Below are 23,766 nucleotides of genomic sequence, written 5' to 3' on the forward strand. Positions count from 1 at the left end.
CAGCGCAACGTGACCGGCGCGGGCGGGCGTGCTCAGATCGCGCGCTCCCCACCCTGGAAGCGGGCGCCATGGCCCAGACCGCCGTTACCGAGTTCGAGCAGGCCACCCTGGACATCCAGACCCTGCCCGAGCGGCCCGACAACGACACCCTGCTGCGCCTGTACGGCCTGTACAAGCAGGGCACCGAAGGCGACGTGCACGGCAACAAGCCCGGCTTCTTCGATTACGTCGGCAGCGCCAAGTACGAGGCCTGGGAGCGCCTGCGCGGGACCCCGCAGGATCTCGCGCAGCGCCGTTATGTGACGCTGGTACGCGAGCTGCTCGACGAGGCCGGCGTCGCGACACGGCGATGACGTGACCTGAAACTTCCCCCTGCTACGGTCCGCGCTCCTTTCGCAAAGCGAGTCGCGTGCCATGGCCAAGGTCCTCGTCCTGTACTACTCCGCCTATGGGCATATCGAAACCATGGCCCAGGCCGTGGCCGAAGGCGCACGCGATGCCGGCGCGCAGGTGGACATCAAGCGCGTGCCCGAGCTGGTGCCCGAGGACGTCGCCAAGGCCTCGCATTACAAGCTCGACCAGGCCGCGCCCATTGCCCAGGTCGACGAACTGGCGCAGTACGACGCCATCGTGATCGGCGTGGGCACCCGCTTCGGTCGCATGGCCTCGCAGATGGCCAACTTCCTCGACCAGGCCGGCGGCCTGTGGGCCAAGGGCGCGCTGCACGGCAAGGTCGGCGCGGCGTTCACCTCCACCGCCACCCAGCACGGCGGCCAGGAGACCACGCTGTTCTCGATCATCACCAACCTGCTGCACTTCGGCATGGTGGTGGTCGGCGTGGACTATGGCTTCAAGGAAATGATGACGCTGGACGAGGTCGTCGGCGGCGCGCCCTATGGCGCCACCACCCTGGCCGGCGGCGACGGCGCACGCCAGCCCTCGAAGATCGACCTGGACGGCGCCCGCTACCAGGGCCGCCGCGTGGCGCAGACGGCGATCAAGCTGCATGGCTGAGTGATTTACCCCTCACTTTGGCCGCAGGCCAAGGGGAGGTCGAAGTCGCGGCTGGCAACTGAGGGGATGGGTCGCTTTTCGCGGAAAGACAAAAGGCATGAGCAAAAGCCCCCCAACCTCCCCCTTCGCTACGCGAAAGGGGAGGCGCTGTTTCCCGACCCGGCGATACCGCCGCGCGTGGCAGTCATTCCGGCGCTTGCTGTCGTGGGAGCCGCCATGGCGGCGATGAGGCTCTCCCGGTAAAGCCACTCGCCGCCATGGCGGGTCCCACATGGTGCCGCCGCCCTCCTCGCCTCCGCACCCGCACCCGCACCCGCGCTAGCGCACCAGACAACACGCCTGAACGCCGCGATTCAAGACCGCACAGTGGCCTGCATCAGCGTCGCCCACCGCAAACCCGGGTCAACGCACATCCTGCAGCGCCACCGCCCGCGCCCCGGCCGCCGTACCGGGCGACGGCGGCGGCAGGCTTTCGGCCGCGACGTACTCGGGCCAGCCGCCGGCCAGCGCGGCGTACAGCTGCACCATCGCCACGCCGCTGCGGACGCGCCCCTGGACCGCCGCGTCCTGGCTTTCCAAGCGCGTGCGCTCGGCTTCGAGCATGTCCAGCGTGTCGATCGCGCCGTTGTCCAGCCGCAGGCGCGCGACCTGTGCCGCGCGCGTGCCGGCCTGCGCCGCCTGGTCCAGGTGCGCCAGCTCGGTGCGGCTGCGGTCCACGCGCACCAGCGCGTTCTCGGTGTCCTCCAGCGCGCGCAGCACGGTCTGCTGGTAGGCGGCCAGGTCCTGCGCGCTCTGGGCGTTGGCCGCGGCGATACGCGCACGCACCCGTCCGACGTTGAGGAAGCCGCCGTCCAGACCCAGCGACAGCACGCGCGTCTCGCTGTCACGGGCGAACAGCGCGCCGCTGCCCAAGGCCTGCGTGCCGAACAGCGCCCCCAGGCTGAAGCGCGGGAACAGATCCGCCGTGGCCACGCCCACGCGCGCGGTGGCCGCGGCCACCCGACGCTCGGCGGCGGCCACGTCCGGCCGCCGACGCAGCAGATCCGACGGCGTGCCCGGCAGCGGCGCCGCCGGCAGCGTCGGCAACGCGCCGCTGGTCATCAGCTCGGCCGCCATCGACTCGGGCGTGGCGCCCACCAGCACCGCGATGCGGTTGGCCGCCACGGCCTCGGCCGCTTCCAGCGAGGGAATCCGCGCCAGCGTGGCTTCCAGCTGCGCGCGGCCGCGGTCGACGTCGAAGGCGTCGCTGAAGCCGGCCTCCGTGCGCGCCTGCAGCAGCTTGAGGGTGCGCTCCTGCGTGGCGGCGTTCTCGCGGGCGATGTCCAGCTGCGCCTGCAGTCCGCGCAGCTCGAACCAGCCCTGCGCCACGCTGGCGGCGATGGCCACCTGCATGGCGGCCAGGTCGGCCGAGGCGGCCTGCGCATCGGCATGGCTGGCCTCGCTGGCGCGACGCAGGCGGCCGAACAGATCCAGCTCCCAGCTCACGCCCAGGCCACCGACGTAGTTGTGCGTATCGCGCCCATCGCGGTCCACGCCCGGCGCCTGGTCGGCGCTGCTGCGCACGCGCTCGGCCTGCGCATTGGCGTCCAGCTGCGGCAGCCGCGCGTAGCTGGCGTCGCGGGACAGCGCGCGGGCCTGGTCGTAGCGCGCCAGGGCGATGCGCACATCGTGGTTCTGCAGCAGCGCGCGTTCGACCAGCGTGGACAGCTGCGGATCGTCGAACGCGCGCCAGAACTCGCGCTCGGCCGTGGTCTCGCCACCGGCGACCTGCGCGGTCGCCGGCGCCTGCACGAAGGTCTCGGCGCGCGGCGCGTCGGGACGCACGTAGTCCGGCCCGACCGTGCACGCGGCCAGCAGCGCCGAGGCGACGCCGATGCCCAACACATTCCTCACCATGGCAGCACCTGTCCCAGGTAGGTGAAACTTCCGGTCGGGCCGTCGGCGCCGATCAGCGCCATCTGCACGCTGGTCTTGGCGCCTTCGGGCACGTCGATCTCGCCGCGCTGCTCGCCGTCGCTGTAGTTCATCTCGGTCTTCACGTAGCCCGGATGGACGGTGTTGACCTTGACCGGCGTGTCGCGCAGCTCGTAGGCCAGGTGGATGGTCCAGGCGTTGACCGCGCTCTTGGACACGTCGTAGGCCGGGATCTTGAAGTGGTAGATGAAGGAGTCCGGGTCGCTGTGCAGGGTCAGCGAGCCCAGCGCGCTGGACACGTTGACGATGCGGCCGGCGTCGGAGGCCTTGATCAGCGGCAGGAACGCCTGGGTGGTCTCGACCAGGCCGAACAGGTTGGTGTCGAAGGTCTTGCGCCAGGTCTGCAGCGACTGTTCCGAAGGCGGCTTGCCGCTCTCGTCGGCGACGATGCCGGCGTTGTTGACCAGGATGTCCAGCTTGCCGTGGCGGCCCTGCACGGCCTGCACCGCGGCGGTGATGCTGGCCGTGTCGGTGACGTCCAGCTGCAGCGCCTCGACCGACAGGCCTTCGGCCTGCAGCGTCTTCGCGGCCTGCGCCGCGGCCTCCTGGTTGCGGCCGGCCAGGATCACATGCACGCCAGCCTGGGCCAGCTGGCGCACGGTCTCGGCGCCGATGCCGCGGGTGGCGCCGGTGACCAGCGCGATCTTCTGGGAAGTGTTCATGTCATAGCTCCGTGGTGGAAACGAGAAGGAAGGACGCGCTCAGTGCACGCTTTGCGGATGGGTCTGCGCCAGGGCCGGGGCCGCGTCGTGGTGGACCAGCTGACGGCCGGACAGCTTGCGCAGTGCCACGTAGAACACCGGGGTCAGGAACAGGCCGAACAGGGTCACCCCCAGCATGCCGGCGAACACCGTCACGCCCGTGGCCGCGCGCACCTCGGCACCGGCGCCATGCGAGAACACCAGCGGCACGGTGCCGGCGATGAAGGCGATGGAGGTCATCACGATCGGGCGCAGACGCAGGCGGCAGGCTTCCAGGGCGGACTCGACGATGCCCTTGCCGCCCAACTCCAGCTCGCGGGCGAACTCGACGATCAGGATCGCGTTCTTGCACGCCAGGCCCATCAGCACCACCAGGCCGACCTGCACGAACACGTTGTTGTCGCCGCCGCTGAGCCACACGCCGAACAGCGCGGACAGCAGCGTCATGGGCACGATCAGGATCACCGCCAGCGGCAGGGTCCAGCTTTCGTACAGCGCGGCCAGCACCAGGAAGGCCAGCATCACCGCCAGCGGGAACACCACCATCGCCGCCTTGCCCTGGCTGGCCTGCTGGTAGCTCAGGTCGGTCCATTCGATGTGCATGCCGTTGGGCAGCACCTGGGCGGCCAGGTCGGTCAGCTTCTGCATCGCCTCGGCCGAGGACAGCACGCGCGCGTCGGCCTCACCGGCCAGGTCGGCGGCCGGATAGCCGTTGTAGCGCAGCACCGGATCGGGGCCGTAGGTCTGCTTGATGTCCACCATCGAACCCACCGGCACCATCTGCCCGGCGGCGTTGCGCACCTTCAGGCGGCCGATGTCCTCGACGGTCTCGCGGTACGGCGCGTCGGCCTGGGCGATCACCTGCCAGGTGCGGCCGAACTGGTTGAAGTCGTTGACGTAGGCCGAGCCCAGGTAGGTCTGCAGGGTATCGAACAGGTCGGTCAGCGCCACGCCCTGCGCCTTGGCCTTGGTGCGGTCCACCTGCGCGTCCAGCTGCGGCACGTTGGCCTGGTAGGTGCCGATCGGGAAGCTCATGCCCGGCACCTGCGACACCGCGCCCTGGAACTGGCTGACCGCATTCTGCAGCGCGCCGTAGCCCAGGTTGCCACGATCCTCGATGAACATCTGGTAGCCGTTGCCGTTGCCCAGGCCCAAAATCGGCGGCGGCATCATCGAGAAGGTCAGGCCCTCGCCCAGCGAGGAGATCTTCTGGTTGATCTCGGCATTGATCTCCAGCGCGCTGCGGTGCCGTTCGGCGAACGGCTTGAGCGGCAGGAACACCACGCCGGTGTTGGGCGTGTTGGTGAACTGCAGCGCGTTGAGGCCGGGGAAGGAGATCGTGTGCGCCACGCCCTCGGTGTGCATGGCGATGTCCGAGACCTTGCGCAGCAGCGCGTCGGTGCGCTCGATCGAGGCGCCTTCGGGCAGCTTCACGCCGGCGATCAGGTACATCTTGTCCTGGGTCGGGATGAAGCCGGCCGGCACCGCCTTGAACATCACGCCGGTGGCCAGCAGCAGGCCGATGTAGATCGCGAACACAATGCCGCGACGGCCGAGGATGCGCGAGACCGTGCCCTGGTAGCGGTCCGAGCTGCGGTTGAAGAAGCGGTTGAACGGGCGGAACACCCAGCGGCCGAACACCCGCTCCATGCCGCGCGACAGCGCGTCCTTGGGCGCATCGTGGCCCTTGAGCAGGCGCGCGGCCAGCGCCGGCGACAGCGTCAGCGAGTTGATCGCCGAGATCACCGTGGAGATGGCGATGGTCACCGCGAACTGCTTGTAGAACTGGCCGGTCACGCCGGACAGGAAGGCCATCGGCACGAACACCGCGCACAGCACCAGCGCGATGGCGATGATCGGCCCGGAGACCTCCTTCATGGCCTGGTGCGCGGCGGCCAGCGGGGTCAGGCCTTCCTCGATGTTGCGCTCGACGTTCTCCACCACCACGATCGCATCGTCCACCACGATGCCGATCGCCAGCACCAGGCCGAACAGGGTCAGGGTGTTGATCGAGAAGCCCAGCAGGTACAGCGCGGCGAAGGTGCCCACCACCGACACCGGCACGGCGATCAGCGGGATGATCGAGGCGCGCCAGGTCTGCAGGAACAGGATCACCACCAGCACCACCAGCAGCACGGCCTCCAGCAGGGTGTGCACCACCGCGCTGATCGAATCGCGCACGAAGATGGTGGTGTCGTAAACCGCCTCGTACTTGACGTCCTCGGGGAACTGCTTGGTCAGCTCGTCCATGGTCGCGATGACCTCATCGCGGATCTGCAGCGCATTGGCGCCCGGCGCCTGGAAGATGCCGATGCCGACCGCGTTCTTGCCGTCCAGCTGCGAGCGCAGGGTGTAGTCGCCGGCGCCCAGTTCCAGCCGCGCCACGTCGCGCAGGCGCACCACCTGGCCGTCGTTGCCGGTCTTGAGCACGATGTCGCCGAACTCCTGCTCGGTGCGCAGGCGGCCCTGGGCATTGATCAGGGTCAGGAACTTGCTGTCGGGCATGGGTTCGGCGCCGAGCTGGCCGGCGGAGACCTGCACGTTCTGCTCGCGCATGGCGGCGACCACGTCGCTGGCGTTGAGGCCCAGCGAGGCGATGCGCTCGGGATCGAGCCAGGCGCGCATGGCGTAATCGCCGCCGCCGAACACCTGTGCATCGCCCACGCCCTGGATGCGCGCCAGTGCGTCCTTGACGTGCAGGCGGGCGTAGTTGCGCAGGTACAGGCTGTCGTACTTGCCCTTGGGCGAGGTCAGGTGGACCACCATCAGGAAGGTCGGCGACTGCTTCTGCACGGTCACGCCCTGGCGACGCACGTCCTCGGGCAGGCGCGCGTTGGCCTGGGCCACGCGGTTCTGCACCTTGACCGCCGCGTCGTCGGCGTCGGTGCCGGGACGGAAGGTGACGGTCATCTGCAGCACGCCGTCCGAGCCGGCCACCGACTTGAGGTACATCATGTTCTCGACGCCGTTGATCTGCTCCTCCAGCGGCGTGGCGACGGTCTCGGCGATGACCTTGGGGTTGGCGCCGGGGTACACCGTGCGCACCACCACCGAGGGCGGCACCACTTCGGGGTACTCGCCGGTCGGCAGCAGCGGCAGCGCGATCAGGCCGGCGGCGAAGATCACGATGGACAGGACGGCGGCGAAGATCGGCCGGTCGATGAAGAATCTGGAAATGTTCATGGGGTGGTGTTCCTGAGGTGAGCGACGCCGCCCTCTCCCCTTTCCCGGGGAGAGACTTCATTGCGTTCTTGCATTCCTGCCTGTGGGGTGGAGATGGGAGTCGCCATGCGGCGATGGGCCTTACCTGGAAAGCCCGATCGCCGCCAGGGCGGCTCCCACCCCACCCGGCCGTACTAGTTCATCGCGGTGGTGCGCTGCTCAGCCGGCTTGGCCGCCGGCTGCATGGCCACGGTCTTGGCCTGCACCGGCATGCCGGGCATGAAGATCTTCTGCACGCCTTCGACCACGACCTTGTCGCCAGCCTGCAGCCCGCCGTTGACGATGCGCAGCCCGTCCGCCAGGCGGCCCAGCTGCACGTCGCGGCGCTGCGCCTTGCCCTGCGCGTCGACCACGTAGACGTACTTGCGGTCCTGGTCGGTGAGGATGGCCGCATCGTCGACCAGCATCGCCTTGAACTCACCGCTGCCCGGCAGGCGCACGCGCGCGTACAGGCCGGGCACCAGGCTGCGGTCGGCGTTGTCCATCAGCGCGCGGACGCGGATGGTGCCGGTGCCGGGCGAGAGCTGGTTGTCGACGAAGTCCACCTGCCCGGCGTGCGGATAGCCGTCCTCGCCGACCAGCGCCACCTGCACCGGCAGGCCGCCCTCGCGGCCGCTGGGCCGCTGGCCCTTGCGCGCCAGTTCGGCATAGCGCAGGAAGGTCGTCTCGTCCGCGTCGAAGTGCACCTGCACCTGGTCGGACACCACCGTGGTCAGCACGCTGGCCGCATCGCCGGCGCCGACCAGGTTGCCGGCGGTCACCAGCGCACGGCCGGCGCGGCCGTCGATGGGTGCGCGCACCTTGGTCCATTCCAGGTCCAGGCGCGCGGCATCCACCGCGGCCTGCGCGGCCTGGACCTCGGCGGCGGCCTCGCTGGCGGTGGCACGGCGCTGTTCGTACAGCTCGGTGGACATGGCCTGCTGCTCGGCCAGCTTGCGCGCGCGTTCGGCCTCGCCGGTGGACTGGCTGGCGGCGCTGCGCGCGCGCGCCAGCTGGGCCTGGGCCTGGGCCAGCGCGGCGCGGTAGCTGCGCGCATCGATGGTGAACAGCACGGTGCCGGCCTTGACCTCGTCGCCCTCGCGATAGTTCACCGACTCGATGTAGCCGGACACGCGCGGGCGCAGCTGCACGCTCTGCACCGCCTCGATGCGGCCGCTGAACTCGTCCCACTGGCGGATGGGCTTGACCAGCACCGGGGCGACGCTCACCGCGGGCGGCGGCGGTGCGGCGGTCTCGGCGGCGTTGCTGTTGCAGCCGGCGATCACCGCCACCGACAGGGCCAGCAGCGCGAAGGAAGACAGGCGACGGGCGCGGAAGAAGGAGTCAGCGCGGGAAGGATTCATGACGGATGCTCGTATGGGGAAACAGGAAAGGCGCGGCGAGGTTGCGACCTCAACCACGGTTGAGGTCAAGCGGAGAGACGGTGGACGATCGGGGCAAGGCGTCGAACAGCGTGCGCACCGGCGGCGGCACCCAGGCCGCGTCGAAGGGCACGACGGCGCGGACCCGGCCGGACGCGGCCGGACGCAGCAGCTCGACGGCGCGGCGGCCCACGCTCAGCGCATCGGGCCAGTTGGCGCAGGCGTGGGCGCGGTTCTCCGGGGTGGACAGCGGATGGGCCACGGCCAGCAGCTGCACGCGCACGCCCAGCGGCGCGGCTTCCTCGTGCAGCACCTTGGCCAGCATGTGCAGCGCGGCCGAGCCGATCGAGGCATGGCCATGTCCGGCCCAGCCGCACTCGGTGGCCGGCCCGCCGATCATCACGTAGTGGCTGGTGCCGTCCCGATCCTGCAGCAGCGGCAGCAGGTGGCGGGCGACGCTCAGGTGCGCCACGACGTCGTGGGACAGGCGCTGCTCCAGCCGCGTCGCCGGCTGGTCCAGCAGGCGACCGCTGGTCGAGGGCGCGAACAGGTGCGCGAACACGGCATGCAGCGGCGCGCCGTGCGCCCGCACCTGCGCGGCCAGCGCCGCGGCCTGGGCCTCGTCCAGGGGCAGCGGCTGGCGCAGCAGGTGCAGGCCGGGCTCGTCGCCATGGGCCTGCGCCAGCGCATCCATCACCTCGCCCGGCGCGCCCACGGCGATGACCGGGCAGCCGGCCTCGATCAGCGCCGCGACCACGCCGGCGCCGGCGGCGCCATCGGCGCCGAGCACGAGTGAGGCGGGCAGCGGGGCCGCCGGCTTGATCATCCCACTCACGGGAGTTTTCCTCCCACCATAGGGATAATCCCGAAATCATGACCCAGCCGCCGCTTGCCACGCAGCGACACGCGGGCCACGCCCAGCTGGTTGCGACGGCTGGGGGCGAAGTCCCGGAAACCCGCGTCCTGCCGGGCGCGTAGCAGGGTGGAGACAGGTGAAATCTCCATTTTCCTACGGTTCTCGGGGGCCAGGAGGCGGCGCAGGCGGGTCAGCAGAGACATGGCGGTTGGCCGGTTGATCGGAACAGGCCGCCACCTTAGGCCTGCATGGAGGACTTGATTAGTCCAGATTTAGGGGAATAATCATCCCGTCTCCGGTCCAATCTCTCTCCCCGCCTAGGAGGACAGCCATGTCCCACGATCTCAACGACACCCTGATCTTCGTCAAGGTGGTCGAGAAGGGCAGCTTCGTCGGCGCCGCCAGCGCGCTGCGGCTGCCCAAGACCACCGTCAGCCGCAAGGTCCAGGAGCTGGAAACGCGCCTGGGCGCGCAGCTCCTGCACCGCACCACCCGCAAGCTCGGCCTGACCGAGGCCGGCAACGTCTACTACGAGCACTGCCAGCGCATCGCGCGCGAACTGGCCGAGGCCGAGAGCGCCGTCGGCCAGCTGCACGCCGGCCCGCGCGGCTGGCTGCGCGTCACCGCGCCCTACGCCATCGGCATCGACAAGATCGCCCCGCTGCTGGGCGAGTTCCACGCTCGCCACCCGGAAGTGCGGGTGGAGATGCTGTTGAGCAACGAGCCGATGGACCTGATCGGCGGCGAGGTCGATGTGGCCCTGCGCCTGGGCAACCTGCCCGACTCCAACCTGATCGCGCGCAAGCTGGGGGTGCTGTACACGCAGGTGTTCGCCGCCAACAGCTACATCGCGCGGCATGGCGAGCCGCTGCATCCGGACGATCTGCAGTACCACCGCACCTTCGCCATGACCAAGCACCGCCAGGGCCACAGCTACAGCTGGTCGCTGAACGATGGCAACGGGCCGCGCGAGTTCGCGATCAACCCGATCCTGGTGGCCAACGATCCCTCCGCGCTCAAGGGGGCGCTGCTGTGCGGCGAGGGCCTGCTGCTCTCGGCCGACGTCATGGTCAAGCCCTTCGTCGAGGCTGGCCTGGTGCAGCGTGTGCTGGCCGGCTGGACCGGCGGCGAGTACGAGCTCAACGCGGTCTTCCCGCGCGGCCACGTGCAGTCGCCCAAGGTGCGCGCCTTCGTCGACTTCCTGCTCGAACGCCTCAACCTGGAGATCGACTACATGAGCGCGCACTGCCCGCTGATGAAGTCCAAGGCCGGGCAGGAGCAGGACGCCGAACAGGATGCGCGCCACGATGGCAAGCGCATCCTGGAGGAAGTGCTGAGCTGAGGCGACAGGCGGCGGGCCGGCGCAGGTATTGCGCCGGCCTGGCGCGACAGGCACGAAAAAGCCGGCGCGAGGCCGGCTTTTTCGTATGACTTGGTGGGCGGTGCAGGGATCGAACCTGCGACCCTTGCCGTGTGAAGGCAATGCTCTACCGCTGAGCTAACCGCCCTCGATGCGAGCCCTGGGGCCGATCGGGGCGCAAATAGTAATGGCACTTCCGGGATCGGTCAAACCGTTTTTTGGTTCTTCTTCTTCAGGTCGGGAGATCGCGGCGTTTGAGCATTTTTTGGCTTCGGAGGGGCAGCGGCCCGCGGGCGGTATCCGCTTTTCCCTTGATCAGGGCATCCTCCCCGCCTGAAGGCGCTCGGCTTCCTGCCTCGCTAGCCGCGGCCCCCACCGGCCGAACCGCTGCCTCGCGCATCACGCCGAGGACTTCGGGTCGAAAATCGAACGGCGTTCTGATCCATCAGGCGGGGCCTCGATCTGGCCGGTTGGGCTGAGCGCGAGCCTGGACGGTTCCCGGCGGCGGCAACTGCGGTTGGTCCTCGCGGAATGCCAATCCCGTTCCCGTGGGAGCCGCCCTGACGGCGACGAGGCCCTACCGGGAAAGTCCCATCGCCGCCATGGCGGCTCCCACAGAAGCATGAGGCGGCCACATCCGCTCCCCTTCCTGGGTTAGCCATAGAGGGCGGACCGAACCGAGGAGCCACCGCGCTGTCAGATGCTTAGGCCGTCAGGGCTGGCGCCGGCATCTCCTTGAGCAGCTTGTCCAGCGTCACCGGGTAGTCGCGCACGCGCACGCCGGTGGCGTTGTAGACCGCGTTGGCGATCGCCGCGGCCACGCCGCAGATGCCCAGCTCGCCCACGCCCTTGGCCTTCATCGGCGAGACGATCGGGTCGGTCTCTTCCAGGAAGATCACCTCCTGGTGCGGGATGTCGGCATGGACCGGTACCTCATAGCCGGCCAGGTCGTGGTTGACGAAGAAGCCCAGGCGCTTGTCCACCACCAGTTCCTCCATCAACGCCGCGCCGGCGCCCATGGTCATCGCACCGATGACCTGGCTGCGCGCGGACTTGGGGTTGAGGATGCGGCCTGCCGAACACACCGCGAGCATGCGGCGGATGCGGATCTCGGCGGTGGCGCTATCCACCGCGACCTCGACGAAGTGCCCGCCGAAGGTGGACTGCTGGTACTTCTTGGCCAGGTCGCCGTATTCCATCTTGTCCTCGGCGACCAGTTCGCCATCGGCCGCCGCGTCGGCCAGCTTCTTGCGCTGGCCGCCGGCCACGACCATGCCGTCCTCGAAGCGGGCGCTGTTCGTGTCCATCCCGAACTTGCCTGCCACGGCCTCGCGCAGCTTGACGCAGGCGGCGTACACGCCGGCGGTGGAGCTGTTGGCGCCCCACTGCCCGCCCGAGCCGGCCGAGACCGGGAAGGACGAATCGCCCAGTTCCACCTTCACCCGCTCCAGCGGCACGCCCAGCATCTCGGCGGCGGTCTGGGCGATGATGGTGTAGCTGCCGGTGCCGATGTCGGTCATGTCGGTCTGCACCGTGACTGCGCCGTCGGCGCCCAGGCGCACGCGCGCGCCGGACTTCATGTTGAGGTTGTTGCGGAAGGCGGTGGCCATGCCCATGCCGATCAGCCAGCGCCCTTCGCGGCGGGTGCCGGGCTTGGCGCTGCGCTTGCTCCAGCCGAACTTTTCCGCGCCGGTGCGCAGGCATTCGACCATGTGCCGCTGCGAGAACGGTCGCTCGGGATGGTTGGGATCGACCTGGGTGTCGTTGCGGATGCGCAGCTCGACCGGGTCCATGCCGAGCTTCTCGGCCAGCTCGTCCATGGCCACTTCCAGCGCCATCATCCCCGAGGCCTCGCCCGGCGCGCGCATTGCGTTGCCCTCGGGCAGGTCGAGCACGGCCAGGCGCATGGCGGTCATGCGATTCTCGCCCGCATACAGCAGCTGGCTCTGCGAGACCGCGGTCTCCGGCTGGCCGCCTTCCAGATCGCCCGACCAGCTCTCGTGGCCGAACGCGGTGATCCTGCCGTCGCGCGTGGCGCCCAGGCGGATGCGCTGGAGCGTGGCCGGTCGATGGGTCGTGTTGTTGATGATCAACGGGCGGGGCAGCGTCACCTTGACCGGCCTGCCCACCGCCCTTGCGCCCAGCGCGGCCAGCAGCGCGTCGGAACGCACGAACAGCTTGCCGCCGAATCCGCCGCCGATGTAGGGCGACACCAGCCTCACGTTCTCCTTCGGGATGCCCAGGGTCAGCGCGACATCGCCCACGCTCCAGGCGATCATCTGGTTGGACGTCCACAGCGTCAGCCGCTCGCCTTCCCACTGCGCGATGGACGCATGCGGCTCCATCATCGCGTGGCTGTGGCCAGGCGTGGTGTAGGTGGCATCCAGCTTGACCGGCGCGCTGGCGAAGGCGCCGGCGAAATCGCCGTGCGCGGTGTCCTTGTTGTCCGGCGAATCGCTGGGCATCTTCGCCGCATCCTTGGCCTTGGCCAGGTCGAAGGCGCCGTCGCTGCGGGTGTAGTCGACCTTGATCAGGTGCGCGGCGGCGCGTGCCTGTTCGAAGGTCTCGGCCACCACCAGCGCCACGGCCTGGTGGTAGTGCTGGATCTCCGGGCCGCCGAGCAGGTGCGCCGTGTTCATCTTGCCCTTGCCCAGCTTGCCGGCGTTGGCCGCGGTGACGATGCCGAGCACGCCGGGTGCGGCCTTGGCCGCGTCGGTGTCGATCGCGCGGATACGGCCCTTGGCGATGGTGGCGCACACCGGATAGCCATAGACCTGGCCCTGGGCCACGTCGTGGCGCTCGTAGGCATAGGGCGCGGTGCCGGTGGTCTTGAGCGGGCCCTCGATGCGGTCGTGGGCGCGGCCGACGACCTTGCCCTGATCGATCGGATTGGTGGTGGCGGGCGTGTCGAATTTCATGCTCGGGCCCTCGCGTCGGCCAGGATCGCGCCCAGCGCCCGCTCGACCAGCGGCGCCTTGAAGGCGTTGTGTTCGGATGTCTTGGCGCCGGCCAGCAGCTGGCCGACCACCGCCTTGGCGCCCTGGGGCATGGCCGCATCCGCCTCCGGCTTGCGCCAGGGCTTGTGCGCCACGCCACCCAGCGCCACCGCGCCGCTGCCGTCGCGCTGCACGATCGCCGCCACCGATACCAGCGCGAAGGCGTAGGACGCCCGGTCGCGTACCTTGTGATAGACCTGCGTGCCACCGACCGGCCTGGGCAGGGTCACGGCCGTGATGAACTCGCCGCGTTCCAGCGTGGTTTCAAGATGCGGCGTGGTGCCCGGCGCGCGATACAGCAGGTCCAGCGGGATGCGCCGGGTCCTGCCCTCGGCGTCGGTGGTCTCCACCGTCGCGTCCAGTGCGCGCAGGGCCACGGCCATGTCGCTGGGATGCGTGGCGATGCAGGCCGGGCTGGCGCCGACGATGGCCAGCGTCCGGTTGAACCCCTCCATCGCCGCGCAGCCACTGCCGGGCACGCGCTTGTTGCAGGCCTGCGCGGTGTCGTAGAAGTACGGGCAGCGCGTGCGCTGCAGCAGGTTGCCCGCGGTGGTCGCGCGGTTGCGCAGCTGCCCCGAGGCGCCGGAGACCAGCGCGCGCGACAGCAGCGGATAGTCGCGGCGCACGACCTTGTCGGCCGCCAGGTCGGTGTTGCGCACCAGGGCGCCGATGCGCAGGCCGCCCTCCTCGGTCGGTTCGATCCTGTCCAGCCCGACGCCGTTGACGTCCACCAGGTGGGTGGGCGTCTCGATCTGCAGCTTCATCAGGTCGATCAGATTGGTGCCGCCGGCGATGAACTTCGCGTTCGGCGTCTTCAGCAGCGCGGCGGCGGCCTCCCTGGCCGAGCCGGCGCGCTCGTAGGAGAAGGCCTTCATGCGCGCTCTCCCGCCACCTCGGCCATCGCCTCGACGATGTTCGAGTAGGCACCGCAGCGGCAGATGTTGCCGCTCATGCGCTCGCGCACCTCGTCGACCGTGAACCTGGGTCTGGCCTCCAGATCGCCGGTGACGTGGCTGGGGACTCCTTGCTTGATCTCGTCCAGCACCGCCACCGCCGAGCAGATCTGCCCTGGCGTGCAGTAGCCGCACTGATAGCCGTCGTGCTTGACGAAGGCGGCCTGCATCGGGTGCAGGTTGCCGGGCTGGCCCAGGCCTTCGATCGTGGTGACCTTGCTGCCCTCGTGCATGACCGCGAAGGTCAGGCAGGTGTTGATGCGGCGCCCGTCCACCAGCGCCGTGCACGCACCGCACTGGCCGTGGTCACAGCCCTTCTTGGTGCCGGTGAGCTTGAGATGCTCGCGCAGCGCGTCCAGCAGCGTGGTGCGCGTATCGACCTCCAGCGTGACCGGCTTGCCGTTGACCTCCAGGGCGACGCGCTGGCGGCTGACCTTCTCCGGGGCGGCCGGCGCGGCCATGGCCTGCGCGGGCGCCGGGAGGCTGGCCGAGGCGGCGCCGGCGGTCGAGACAGCGCCGGTGATCAACAGATCTCGGCGCGTGAGTTTCACGTCGAATGAGGGATTCATGCCTGGCTGTTCCTTCCAGCTGGGTGGGTGGCGCACTCGCAGCGGGCGGTGGCCCGCGGAGCAACAAACAAACGATAACCCCAGCCTCGCCGAAAGCGCGGCCACGCCGCGTGATGTTGGTGTTCAGACCATGTCGGCGTGTGCGGCGCGGGATGACGGGAGCGTCAGGAGAACGGGCAGCATGACCCCGCATCAGTCTCTGCAGGCCCACTCTGCAGGCCCACCTACGTCGCGATGCAGCAAGGCCGTATGCGGGAGCAGAAAGTGCCGGCTCGATCTCGCGAGACGGCCCTAAGCCGTCGTTCCCGCGAAAGCGGGATGGCGCGCCCTGACGAATCGCGTGAGTAGATGGTCTCCGCCCCTGCAGAAACGATGGCGGAAGCTTTTCTGGCGGCACCCGGCCGGAGCGTCGGATCCAGCCCAAATCCCCCGGGTCGGCCCGGGGGATGGAATCGGCTGGGGCAGCCCTCAATCCCGCTGCCCGCTCGGATCGGCGTAGTCCCGTTCCGGGTCGACCGGCGATTGCTTGGGATCCTCCGGCTTGTCGTGATGCTTCCGCAGCGCCTTCTCGTCGTTGAGCACCTTGTCCGGCGTGTGGCCCTTGGCGTGGTCGCTGTGCGCATTGGCCACATCGCGGTGTGCCTGGGTGCCCTCGTCCTTCACCGCCGGCACGAACGGCGAGATGGGGTCGCTCGCCGGGAAGGTCTCCTCCAGCGCCTCGTCGTGCTTGGCTTCCGGATTCTTCAGATTGGTCTGCGGCTTGTCGTCGGCTGTGCGGGAAATCATGTCCTCACTCCTCTCGTGTGGGCGCAGAGCGCGCGCCGGTCAGTGCGACATCGCCCTGACCGCACCCTTGGCGGCCCCCTTCAATTTCTCGGCGCCGATCGCGGCCAGGCCGGAGGCGGAGGCCTTCCACTGCGCATAGTCCTCGTCGAACTGCGCCAGTTCCTCCCTGGAGAAGAGCTCGCGGGCGAGCTTGAAGACGGTGCTCTCCTCCTCCGAGGCATGGTGGTCGATCTGCTCGCCGAACACCTTCGCCGCGCCGGCGAACTCGGGCGTGTCCACCGCCGCCGACTTCACCTCCGGGATCACCACCGCCTCCACCGCGTGATGTTCCAGGTAGGCCTCGGCAATGGCCTTCTTCCCGTCGCGGTCGGCACGCTCGCGCAGCGCCGGGTAGAACACCTCTTCTTCCCACTTCGCGTGCGGCAGCAGCCCTTCCTCGACCTTGGACAACAACTCGGTGCGCGTCTTCTTGGCGCGGTCGGTCGTCTCGTTGATCTGCTCGAACAGCGTGCGCAGTTCGTCGTGCTCGCTGCGCAGCGTTTTCAGGATGTCGCCCTGGGTGGACGCGGTCGCCATGTCGTGTCTCCTTTGGGTGGGTGTGGGAAGACCTTGGACCAGGGGACGTTAGCGATGAGCGCGCGGGTGGCGAGAAAACACTGAGCTGTTCTTAACAGCGCGCGGCGCATCGCGCCTCACCGTCTGCGCAGACGGCGCCGCGACCCGCTCAGGTCGTGTCCGAGCGGGTCCGCCCCATGCGGCCGCGCGCTTCACGGGCCAACTCCTCGTACTTCTTGCGCAGCTCCTCCAGCGCCTTCTCGTCGAGCTCTTCCAGGTCCAGCAGGGCGTTGTTCGCGTCGCGATGGGCATTGATCAGTTCGTCGAGCTTGATCTGCATCGCGGCGGTATCGGCGTTCTGCGTGTGCTGGATCAGGAACACCATGAGGAAGGTGATGATGGTGGTGCTGGTGTTGATCACCAGCTGCCAGGTGTCGTTGAAGCCGAAGATGGGGCCGCTGAAGCCCCACAGCACCACCGCCAGCGCCGCCGTGCCGAAGGCCCACGGCGTGCCCGCGGCATAGGCGGCCTTCTTGGCCATGTTGTTGAACCTGGTCTTCATGCTCATGGCATCCTCCTAACTACCGGTCTGGGAATGAGGCGCAGCCACCGGCTTGGATTGCGAGGAATCCTTCTGCCTGAGCCAGATGCTCAGCAGCACGATCGACAGGACCGCGAGAAACTCGCTCTGCCAGTTCTGCATGGATTCGAACCAGAAGTCCGGGCTCGCCAGGTGCGACGCGAGGCTGACGGGTGGCTTGCCTTCCATGAGGCGCTCGTCCACATGGTTGCGCCAGCTCCCATAGCCGTGCAGGCAGAAGCTCAGGAGGAACAGAAGGGCGAACGCGATGGCAAGCGATCGCTCGTACAGCCACAGCCAGACCCGCCCCGGCGGACGGGCCACGGCGCCTTGCCCGGATCGATTTCAACGGTCTCCTCGCTTGGATCGAGTGGCCGCGACTCGGCCGAGCCCACCTGCCGCAGATGGATCGTGAGCAGCACATACATGCCCATCTGCAGAAACTCGCTTTCCCAGTTCTCGAAGAGCGCCGACACGAAGTGGCCGCTGCCCAAGTAGGCCAGCACGCCGATCGCGGCACGGCCGTGCTCCACCCGTTCCTCGTTGTAGGTCGCATGACCGGCGGCGATCTGCCCGGCGATGAAGAGCAGCGTCAGTGCCAGCAGAACGAGCGACAACCCATTGCGCTTCCAGAACATCCAACGGCTCCTCGATCGATCCAAGGTGCCGACGGAGTCTGGGCTTCCAGACGTTTTCCCGATGTGGGCGCCGTTTCCATCGATCATTAAAATTGCCTAACGCATTGACCCGGTTCGACCTGCGGAACACCAGGGCCCCTCGTGATTCACCCGATCTTCTTCCTGCCCGGATGAGCGCCGCGGGTCTCCACCAGCGCCAACAGCCGCTGCACCGCGCGCTCCATCCTGCGCAGGTTCTCGAGCGTGGCGGTCTGGTCCCCGCGCTCCAGCGCGTAGCGCTGCGCGTGCAGCGCCATGATCATGGCGTTGAGATCGTTCCGGAACTGATGAGTGTGATGCTCGTCCGGATCACCGGCGGACGGATCAATCATGCGCGCGTCGCCGGGCCAGACGGTTGTGCGCGGTGCGCACGCTGATCCCCAGGGCCTTGGCAGCGGCGGTCTTGTCGTTGCCGTGGCGGATCAGGGCGTCGGTCAGCGCCTTCTCCTCCAGTTCCGCCCAGGTCAGCCCAACCGGGATGCCGGGCGCCTCCTCCTTGGCCGCGCTGGGCCGGGGGACGGCGACCAGCAGCGGCTCGACCAGCTCTGATTTGGAGAGATAGAACGCGCGTCGCACCGCGCTCTTCAGTTCACGCACATTGCCCGGCCAGCCGTGCTCCAGGATCAGCACGATGCTGCGGGGACTCAAGGACTTGCTTGTTCCGGCGATCCGATTCAGCTGATCGAGGAAATGCTGCGCAAGCAGGGCGGCGTCCCCGGATCGCGCCACCAGCGGAGGCAGGTGGATGGTCACGTCCGCCAGGCGGAAGTAGAGATCCTCGCGCAGCCTGCCTTCGGAGATCGCCTGGCGCGGGTCGCGGTTGGTCGCCGCGACGACGCGCAGGTCCACGGTATTGACCACCGTCCCGCCCACGCGTTCGTAGCGCTTGCTCTCCAGCATCCGCAGCAGGTACACCTGCAGCCCGAGGGACATCTCGGTCACCTCGTCCAGGAACAGCGTGCCCTGATCGGCGCGTTCGACGAAGCCGATGTGGCGCTGGTGCGCACCGGTGAAACTCCCGCGCTCGTGGCCGAACAGCTGGCTGGCCAGCAACTCCTCGGAGAGGGCGCCACAGTTGACCTCCACCATCGCCCCGCGCCTGCCGCTGCGCTGGTGGATGGCCTGCGCCACCAGTTCCTTCCCGGTTCCGCTTTCACCGGTGATCAGCGCCGACAGATCGGTGCCCGCGATCTGGCCGACCATGTCGGACACGTCGTCCATCTCGCGGCACGCGCTCACCCAGGAGGCATCGCCGGCAGCCTGCGTGCGTGCCCGCAGCCTGAGCGCGGCCTGGTCGAGCAGCTGCTCCAGCCGGTCGGGCGCGAGCGGCTTGAGCAGATAGGCCAGCGCCGGCGAGGACACCGCGCGCGCGGCAGTGGCGATGCTCGGCGACCCTGTCATCAGCACGATGCTGGAGGTGGCCATGCCGGACAGGTTGTCCAGGACGTCGAACGCACTCCCGTCGGGCAGCATGACGTCGAGCAGCAGCAGATCGAATCCTTCCTGACGCGTTGCCTCGGTGGCTTCGGCGACCGAGCCGACCACGCGCGCGGACATGTTGTGATACCGGACGACTTCCGCCGCGGACTCCGCAAATTCTCGATCGTCATCCACGATCAGGACACGCGCGCTGTTGCTGTTCAACATCGTTCTTGTTACCTCGGCACACCCCCCTCCTGCATTAGCTCAAGGTTCACGTTAGTCATCCGTGTAAGGGACGGCCGCTTGTGATCCTCATGCCCTGTTCCGTGCTGCGCGGCCATCCATCTGTATAGCGGCGCTTAGCTCCCCGCAGGCGTAGTGCCGACTTCACCACGTCATCGAGCGTGGCGGCCATGGCGGATGAACCATCGAGGCTGCCCATGCCATCGTCGCGACCACCCCGGCGCGATCCGCCTGTCGAACGTACGCCACGGTATGCGAACGTCGGAAGCCCCATCGAGGCGGACGACGCAGCAGGATAAAAAAAAGCGGCCCGCCATGCGGGCCGCCTCCAGACCGGATCGGGCATCCGGGACTAGCGCTTGGCCGTCACGCCGGGCGATGCCTCACGCACCAGGAATGCCTCGGTCACCACCGGCAGGTGGTCGGCGAGCCATTGGGCCATGGCCTGTTCCTGCGGCAGGATCTGTTCGCAGGCCCTGACCGTTTCCAGGTCGCCGGCGGCGCGCGCGGCGGCGATCAGCGTGGTGTAGGTGGCGATCTCCATCTGCTCGAAGACATAGCTGGCGATGGAGCCCTTCACGATCTCGTCGGCGTTCATCGAGCCGCCGATGGCCTGGCCGAACGCGGCGGCCTTGCCCAACGTATCCTTGATGAGGGACGGCGCACTGCCCAGGCGTTCCAGGCACTGCTCGAGGATGCGCTGCTGGCCTTGCGTCTCCACCAGGTGCTGCTCGATCCTCGCCTTCAGTTCCGGATAATGCTCGATGCGCGCGGCCTGCGCCTGCAGCATCTGTTCGGCCTGCTGCTCCATGGCATGGGCGTTGCGCAGCCAGTCCAGCAGGGTGTCTTCGATCGTGGTCATGATGCGCTCCGGTTAGGCGGCCTGGGCCGCTGCCTGGTTTCCGCCGCGTTCGGCCAGTTCGGTCAGCTTGGCGTCGGTGCTCTTCTCCTCCTCCAGCGTCTCCAGGATCAGGGGCAGCGCATCCTTGTAGCCCAGCTGCTTGGCCAGGGCCGCCAGGGTCCCGTAGGCGGCGATCTCGTAATGCTCGACGCGCTGCGCGCCGCCGATGAGCGCGGCGTCACGTACCGGGCCCTCGGCGATGGAATCGATGACCTCCCTGCTCTCCTCCACCAGCCCTTCCATGGCGGCGCACTTGATGCGCTTGAGCTTGAGGTCGAGCGTCTCGACGATCCGGTCGATGCGCTCGACCTGACCGCGGGTTTCCTCCAGATGCGCGGTGAAGGCGTCGGCGAGTTGCGGCTCGGCGGCGGCGCGGGCCAGGCGCGGCAGCGCCTTGGTGAGCTGCTTCTCGGCGCTGTAGAGGTCGGACAGTTCGTGCAGGAAGAGGTCTTCCAGGGTCTTGATCGCCATGTCGGGCTCCGGTTGGGGTGACTGAGGTTTCAGCCTAGAGCCGGCGTGTTAGACCTTCCCGATGTTGGAGGCGCGCATTTCATCGCGCCGCCCTTACGTTTGCCCTGGCGCGTCGTCGCCTGCGTCGGCGCACCAGGGATCGGTGGAGAGCTTGAAAGAGGCTTCGAGGATGCGTATCGCCCGCGCGTGCTTGGCATCGTCCTCGGCCTGGGCCGCGTCGGCGGGGATCCAGACGTCGTAGTCCTCGGCGGAGGCGTCGATGGCGGTCGCCAGCACGCACAGGTCCGTCGCGATACCCGACACGACCACCCGCTCGATGCCCTGCCCGCGCAGGCGTTCGGACAGCGCGGTCCTGCGAAAGCCGGAATGGGCGTTCTTCAGGACGACCTGGCCCGGCGGCAGCGGCGCGAGCCGGGTCAGGAGGGTGTCGCTCCAGGGCGAACGGCGGCGCGCGGCGCCGATCAGGGCCTCGACCGTCGCGCAGCCGTGGCAGATGTCGTCGTTGGCGTAGACGATCGGCGCCTCCGCCTGGGCGAAGGCCGCGATGAGCGCGCGCAGATTGGGGGCGATGTCCAGCGTGCGCCGCCACAGCGCCTGGGCGCCGGGGAAATCGAAGGGATTGAAGATGTCGACGATGATCAGCGCCGTCTTTGCATCGATCCGCGGGTCCATGGCCGCCTCCCTCAGTGATATCCCTGTCCCGCCTGCAGCTTTCCCCGGAAGACCCGGTAGGACCAGGCGGTATACCCCAGGATGATCGGCAGCAGCAACACCAGGCCCACCATGACGAACCGCTGCGAGGACGGCGGTGAGGCCGCCTGCCAGATCGTCATCGTGGGAGGCAGGATGTGCGGCCAGACGCCGAGCACCAGCCCGACGAAGCCCAGGACGAAGAAGGACAGCGTCAGCAGGAAGGGCCGCGCATCGCGCCCGGTGGCGACCACCGCGCGCCAGAGCCAGAGCCCGTTCAACAGCACCAGCACCGGCACGGGCGAGAGCCACAGGAAGTTGCCGTCGTGGAACCAGCGCGCCATCACCCTGGACTCGAGAAACGGCAGCCAGGCGCTGACCAGACCCATGAAGGCGATCACCACCAGGACCAGCGGACGCGCCAGGAAGCGGGCGATGTCCTGCACCCTGCCCTCGGTCTTGAGGATGAGCCAGCCGCTGCCCAGCAGGGCGTAGCCGCACACCACCGCCACGCCGGTGAGCATGGAGAAGGGGCTGAACCAGCCGAACGCGCCGGCCAGATACTTTCCGTCGTGGATGGGCATGCCCTCCACGACCGCGCCCAGGATCACGCCCTGCCAGAACGCCGCGCAGATCGAACCGGCGCAGAATGCCCATCCCCAGATCGCACGCGAGCTGTGGGCCTTGAAGCGGAACTCGAACGCCACGCCCCGGAACACCAGGGCGATGAGCATGAGCAGCACGGGCAGATACAGCGCCGAGAGCAGCAGCGAGTACGCCGCAGGAAACGCGGCCAGCAGCCCCGCGCCGCCGAGCACGAGCCAGGTCTCGTTGCCGTCCCAGATCGGCGCCGCCGTGTTCATCATCAGGTCGATCTGATCCTCGTCCTCGGCGAATGGCGCCAGGATCCCCAGCCCCAGCACGAACCCGTCCAGGACCACGTACATCAGCACGCCGAAGCCGATCACGCCGAACCAGGCGATCGGCAGCCAATAGGACACCTCGCTCATAGCCGGTCCTCTCCGTCGTGGTCCAGGGCGACGTCGGCCGCCGAGAGCGGGCGTGCAGGCGTGCGCTCGCCGTCGCTGACCTCGGGCTGGTGCTCGTCCGGCACGGGCCCCCGGCGCAGCATCTTGCTGATGTACCAGCCGCCGAAGCCGAAGACGATCCCGTACGCCAGCAGATAGACCAGCAGCGAGGCGGCCACCGCCCAGGGCGAGACCTCGCTGGCCGCGTCGGAGGTCCTCAGGAAGCCGTAGATCACGTAGGGCTGCCTGCCCATCTCGGTCACGAACCAGCCCGCCAGCAAGGCCACGAACCCTGCGGGCGCCATCACATTCCAGCCCAGCAGTAGCGTCCGGCTGCGCAGCAGGCCGCCGCGGCGCCACGCCCACAGCGAGGCATACGCCAGCACCAGCATGGCCACGCCGAGACCGACCATGATCCGGAAGGCGAAGAAGACCGGCAGCACCGGCGGGCGATGCTTGGCGTCGAAATCCCGCAGCGGCGGGATCTGCCCGTCCAGACTGTGCGTGAGGATCACGCTGCCGAGCCGGGGAATGGCCACCTCGGCGCGATTGCGCGCCGCCTCCTGGTCCGGGATCGCGAACAGCACCAGCGGCACGCCGGCCTCGCGCGGGCCGGCTTCCCAATGGGCCTCGATCGCGGCGATCTTGGCGGGCTGATGCTCGAGCGTATTGAGGCCATGCGCATCCCCCGCCGCGATTTGCAGCGGCACCGCGATGGCCGCGAACGCCACCGCGAGCTTCAGCATGCGCGCGCCGGCCTCCAGGTGCTTGCCGCGCCGCAGATACCAGGCGCCCACGCCTCCCACCACGAAGCAGGTCGTGATGAAGGCGGCCAGCGCCATGTGCGTCAGCCGATACGGGAAGGAGGGATTGAAGATGATCTGCGACCAGTCGCGGGGCCGGAAGATGCCATCGACCAGGGTGAACCCCGTCGGCGTATGCAGCCAGCTGTTGGCCGAGAGGATCCAGAAGGTCGAGAACAGCGTGCCCAGCGCCACCATGAAGGTCGCAAGCAGATGCAGGCCGGGCTTGATCCGGCCCCAGCCGAACAGCATCACCCCCAGGAAGCTGGCCTCCAGGAAGAACGCGGTCAGCACCTCATAGCTCAGCAGCGGCCCCAGGATGTTGCCGGCGCGCAGCGTCAGCTCGGACCAGTTGGTCCCCAGCTGGAAGCTCATCACGATGCCGCTGACCACGCCCATGCCGAAGGACACGGCGAAGATCCGCTGCCAGAAGAAGTACAGGTCGCGCCAGCGCGGATCGGCCGTCCTGACCCAGCGGAACTCCAGGAACGTCAGCCACCACGCCAGCCCGACCGTGAAGGCCGGGAACAGGACGTGGAAGCTGATGACGAAGGCGAACTGGATCCTCGACAGCAGCACGGTTTGGAGCCAATCCATGACTAGC

The 23,766-nt window shown here is 68.6% G+C and carries 22 protein-coding genes, 1 tRNA gene and 1 pseudogene; 3 read left to right on the plus strand and 21 right to left on the minus strand.

The features are described 5' to 3' along the window. Window positions 1-68: 68 nt before the first annotated feature. The gene (locus LAJ50_RS11520) at window positions 69-353 is read left to right on the plus strand and encodes an acyl-CoA-binding protein (protein ID WP_138651624.1); all 285 of its coding nucleotides are present in this window, start codon (window positions 69-71) and stop codon (window positions 351-353) included. 61 nt (window positions 354-414) lie between these two features. Then, on the plus strand, window positions 415-1,014 hold the full coding sequence (gene wrbA / locus LAJ50_RS11525; protein WP_138651621.1) for an NAD(P)H:quinone oxidoreductase: 600 nt from the start codon (window positions 415-417) through the stop codon (window positions 1,012-1,014). 402 nt (window positions 1,015-1,416) lie between these two features. Here wrbA and LAJ50_RS11530 read toward each other — a convergent pair whose 3' ends face one another. From LAJ50_RS11530 to LAJ50_RS11555, 6 genes are all read right to left on the minus strand, one after another. Next, the gene (locus LAJ50_RS11530; RefSeq protein WP_205961505.1) at window positions 1,417-2,907 is read right to left on the minus strand and encodes an efflux transporter outer membrane subunit; all 1,491 of its coding nucleotides are present in this window, start codon (window positions 2,905-2,907) and stop codon (window positions 1,417-1,419) included. Next, the gene (locus LAJ50_RS11535) at window positions 2,904-3,650 is read right to left on the minus strand and encodes an SDR family oxidoreductase (protein WP_138651617.1); all 747 of its coding nucleotides are present in this window, start codon (window positions 3,648-3,650) and stop codon (window positions 2,904-2,906) included. The genes LAJ50_RS11530 and LAJ50_RS11535 overlap by 4 nt, the downstream gene beginning before the upstream one ends. A gap of 39 nt (window positions 3,651-3,689) precedes the next feature. Then, window positions 3,690-6,872: a multidrug efflux RND transporter permease subunit gene (locus LAJ50_RS11540; RefSeq protein ID WP_138651615.1), complete on the minus strand. Its 3,183-nt coding sequence runs from the start codon at window positions 6,870-6,872 to the stop codon at window positions 3,690-3,692. A gap of 173 nt (window positions 6,873-7,045) precedes the next feature. Further along, window positions 7,046-8,254, minus strand: coding sequence for an efflux RND transporter periplasmic adaptor subunit (locus LAJ50_RS11545; RefSeq protein ID WP_130553171.1), 1,209 nt, complete (start codon window positions 8,252-8,254; stop codon window positions 7,046-7,048). A gap of 49 nt (window positions 8,255-8,303) precedes the next feature. Beyond that, on the minus strand, window positions 8,304-9,098 hold the full coding sequence (locus tag LAJ50_RS11550; protein WP_224096575.1) for an SDR family NAD(P)-dependent oxidoreductase: 795 nt from the start codon (window positions 9,096-9,098) through the stop codon (window positions 8,304-8,306). 5 nt (window positions 9,099-9,103) lie between these two features. Further along, a complete protein-coding gene (locus LAJ50_RS11555) occupies window positions 9,104-9,331 on the minus strand; it encodes a hypothetical protein (RefSeq protein ID WP_130553173.1) in 228 nt (75 codons plus the stop codon). A 128-nt stretch (window positions 9,332-9,459) separates the two neighbouring features. Between LAJ50_RS11555 and LAJ50_RS11560 the strand changes: the two genes are divergently transcribed. Next, window positions 9,460-10,470 carry a LysR family transcriptional regulator gene (locus LAJ50_RS11560; protein WP_130553174.1) on the plus strand — a complete coding sequence of 337 codons (1,011 nt, stop codon included), beginning with the start codon at window positions 9,460-9,462 and terminating at the stop codon, window positions 10,468-10,470. Window positions 10,471-10,561: 91 nt separating this feature from the next. On the opposite strand, the gene LAJ50_RS11565 is transcribed toward LAJ50_RS11560, so the two are convergent. From LAJ50_RS11565 to LAJ50_RS11635, 15 genes and pseudogenes are all read right to left on the minus strand, one after another. Further along, window positions 10,562-10,636, minus strand: a tRNA-Val gene (locus LAJ50_RS11565). A gap of 556 nt (window positions 10,637-11,192) precedes the next feature. Beyond that, entirely contained in the window at window positions 11,193-13,406 is a 2,214-nt protein-coding gene (gene paoC, locus LAJ50_RS11570; protein WP_138651613.1) for an aldehyde oxidoreductase molybdenum-binding subunit PaoC, read from the minus strand. Further along, window positions 13,403-14,359: a xanthine dehydrogenase family protein subunit M gene (locus LAJ50_RS11575; RefSeq protein ID WP_138651611.1), complete on the minus strand. Its 957-nt coding sequence runs from the start codon at window positions 14,357-14,359 to the stop codon at window positions 13,403-13,405. The genes paoC and LAJ50_RS11575 overlap by 4 nt, the downstream gene beginning before the upstream one ends. Then, window positions 14,356-15,006, minus strand: coding sequence for an aldehyde dehydrogenase iron-sulfur subunit PaoA (gene paoA / locus LAJ50_RS11580; RefSeq protein ID WP_138651609.1), 651 nt, complete (start codon window positions 15,004-15,006; stop codon window positions 14,356-14,358). The genes LAJ50_RS11575 and paoA overlap by 4 nt, the downstream gene beginning before the upstream one ends. A 468-nt stretch (window positions 15,007-15,474) precedes the next feature. Beyond that, window positions 15,475-15,792, minus strand: a complete 318-nt coding sequence (locus LAJ50_RS11585) for a hypothetical protein (protein WP_224096309.1) — start codon at window positions 15,790-15,792, stop codon at window positions 15,475-15,477. 39 nt (window positions 15,793-15,831) lie between these two features. Further along, on the minus strand, window positions 15,832-16,368 hold the full coding sequence (locus LAJ50_RS11590) for a hemerythrin domain-containing protein (protein ID WP_138651607.1): 537 nt from the start codon (window positions 16,366-16,368) through the stop codon (window positions 15,832-15,834). A gap of 148 nt (window positions 16,369-16,516) precedes the next feature. Beyond that, window positions 16,517-16,915: a low affinity iron permease family protein gene (locus LAJ50_RS11595; protein WP_130553180.1), complete on the minus strand. Its 399-nt coding sequence runs from the start codon at window positions 16,913-16,915 to the stop codon at window positions 16,517-16,519. Between the two features lie 9 nt (window positions 16,916-16,924). Next, window positions 16,925-17,565 (minus strand): annotated as a pseudogene (locus LAJ50_RS11600) (DUF6766 family protein). A gap of 146 nt (window positions 17,566-17,711) precedes the next feature. Further along, window positions 17,712-17,936: a hypothetical protein gene (locus tag LAJ50_RS11605; RefSeq protein WP_138651605.1), complete on the minus strand. Its 225-nt coding sequence runs from the start codon at window positions 17,934-17,936 to the stop codon at window positions 17,712-17,714. After that, window positions 17,929-19,251 carry a sigma-54 dependent transcriptional regulator gene (locus tag LAJ50_RS11610; RefSeq protein WP_138651603.1) on the minus strand — a complete coding sequence of 441 codons (1,323 nt, stop codon included), beginning with the start codon at window positions 19,249-19,251 and terminating at the stop codon, window positions 17,929-17,931. Before LAJ50_RS11610 ends, LAJ50_RS11605 begins: the two co-directional genes overlap by 8 nt. Window positions 19,252-19,621: 370 nt before the next feature. Further along, a complete protein-coding gene (locus LAJ50_RS11615; protein WP_130553184.1) occupies window positions 19,622-20,131 on the minus strand; it encodes a DUF892 family protein in 510 nt (169 codons plus the stop codon). A gap of 12 nt (window positions 20,132-20,143) precedes the next feature. Then, a complete protein-coding gene (locus tag LAJ50_RS11620) occupies window positions 20,144-20,641 on the minus strand; it encodes a ferritin-like domain-containing protein (protein WP_130553185.1) in 498 nt (165 codons plus the stop codon). A gap of 93 nt (window positions 20,642-20,734) precedes the next feature. After that, window positions 20,735-21,313, minus strand: a complete 579-nt coding sequence (locus LAJ50_RS11625) for an isochorismatase family cysteine hydrolase (protein ID WP_138651601.1) — start codon at window positions 21,311-21,313, stop codon at window positions 20,735-20,737. Between the two features lie 11 nt (window positions 21,314-21,324). Beyond that, window positions 21,325-22,341 carry a cytochrome d ubiquinol oxidase subunit II gene (gene cydB / locus LAJ50_RS11630; protein WP_138651599.1) on the minus strand — a complete coding sequence of 339 codons (1,017 nt, stop codon included), beginning with the start codon at window positions 22,339-22,341 and terminating at the stop codon, window positions 21,325-21,327. Beyond that, window positions 22,338-23,759 carry a cytochrome ubiquinol oxidase subunit I gene (locus LAJ50_RS11635; protein ID WP_138651597.1) on the minus strand — a complete coding sequence of 474 codons (1,422 nt, stop codon included), beginning with the start codon at window positions 23,757-23,759 and terminating at the stop codon, window positions 22,338-22,340. Before LAJ50_RS11635 ends, cydB begins: the two co-directional genes overlap by 4 nt. Window positions 23,760-23,766: the final 7 nt, after the last annotated feature.

This window comes from Pseudoxanthomonas sp. X-1 (assembly GCF_020042665.1).
GTDB lineage: Bacteria > Pseudomonadota > Gammaproteobacteria > Xanthomonadales > Xanthomonadaceae > Pseudoxanthomonas_A > Pseudoxanthomonas_A spadix_A.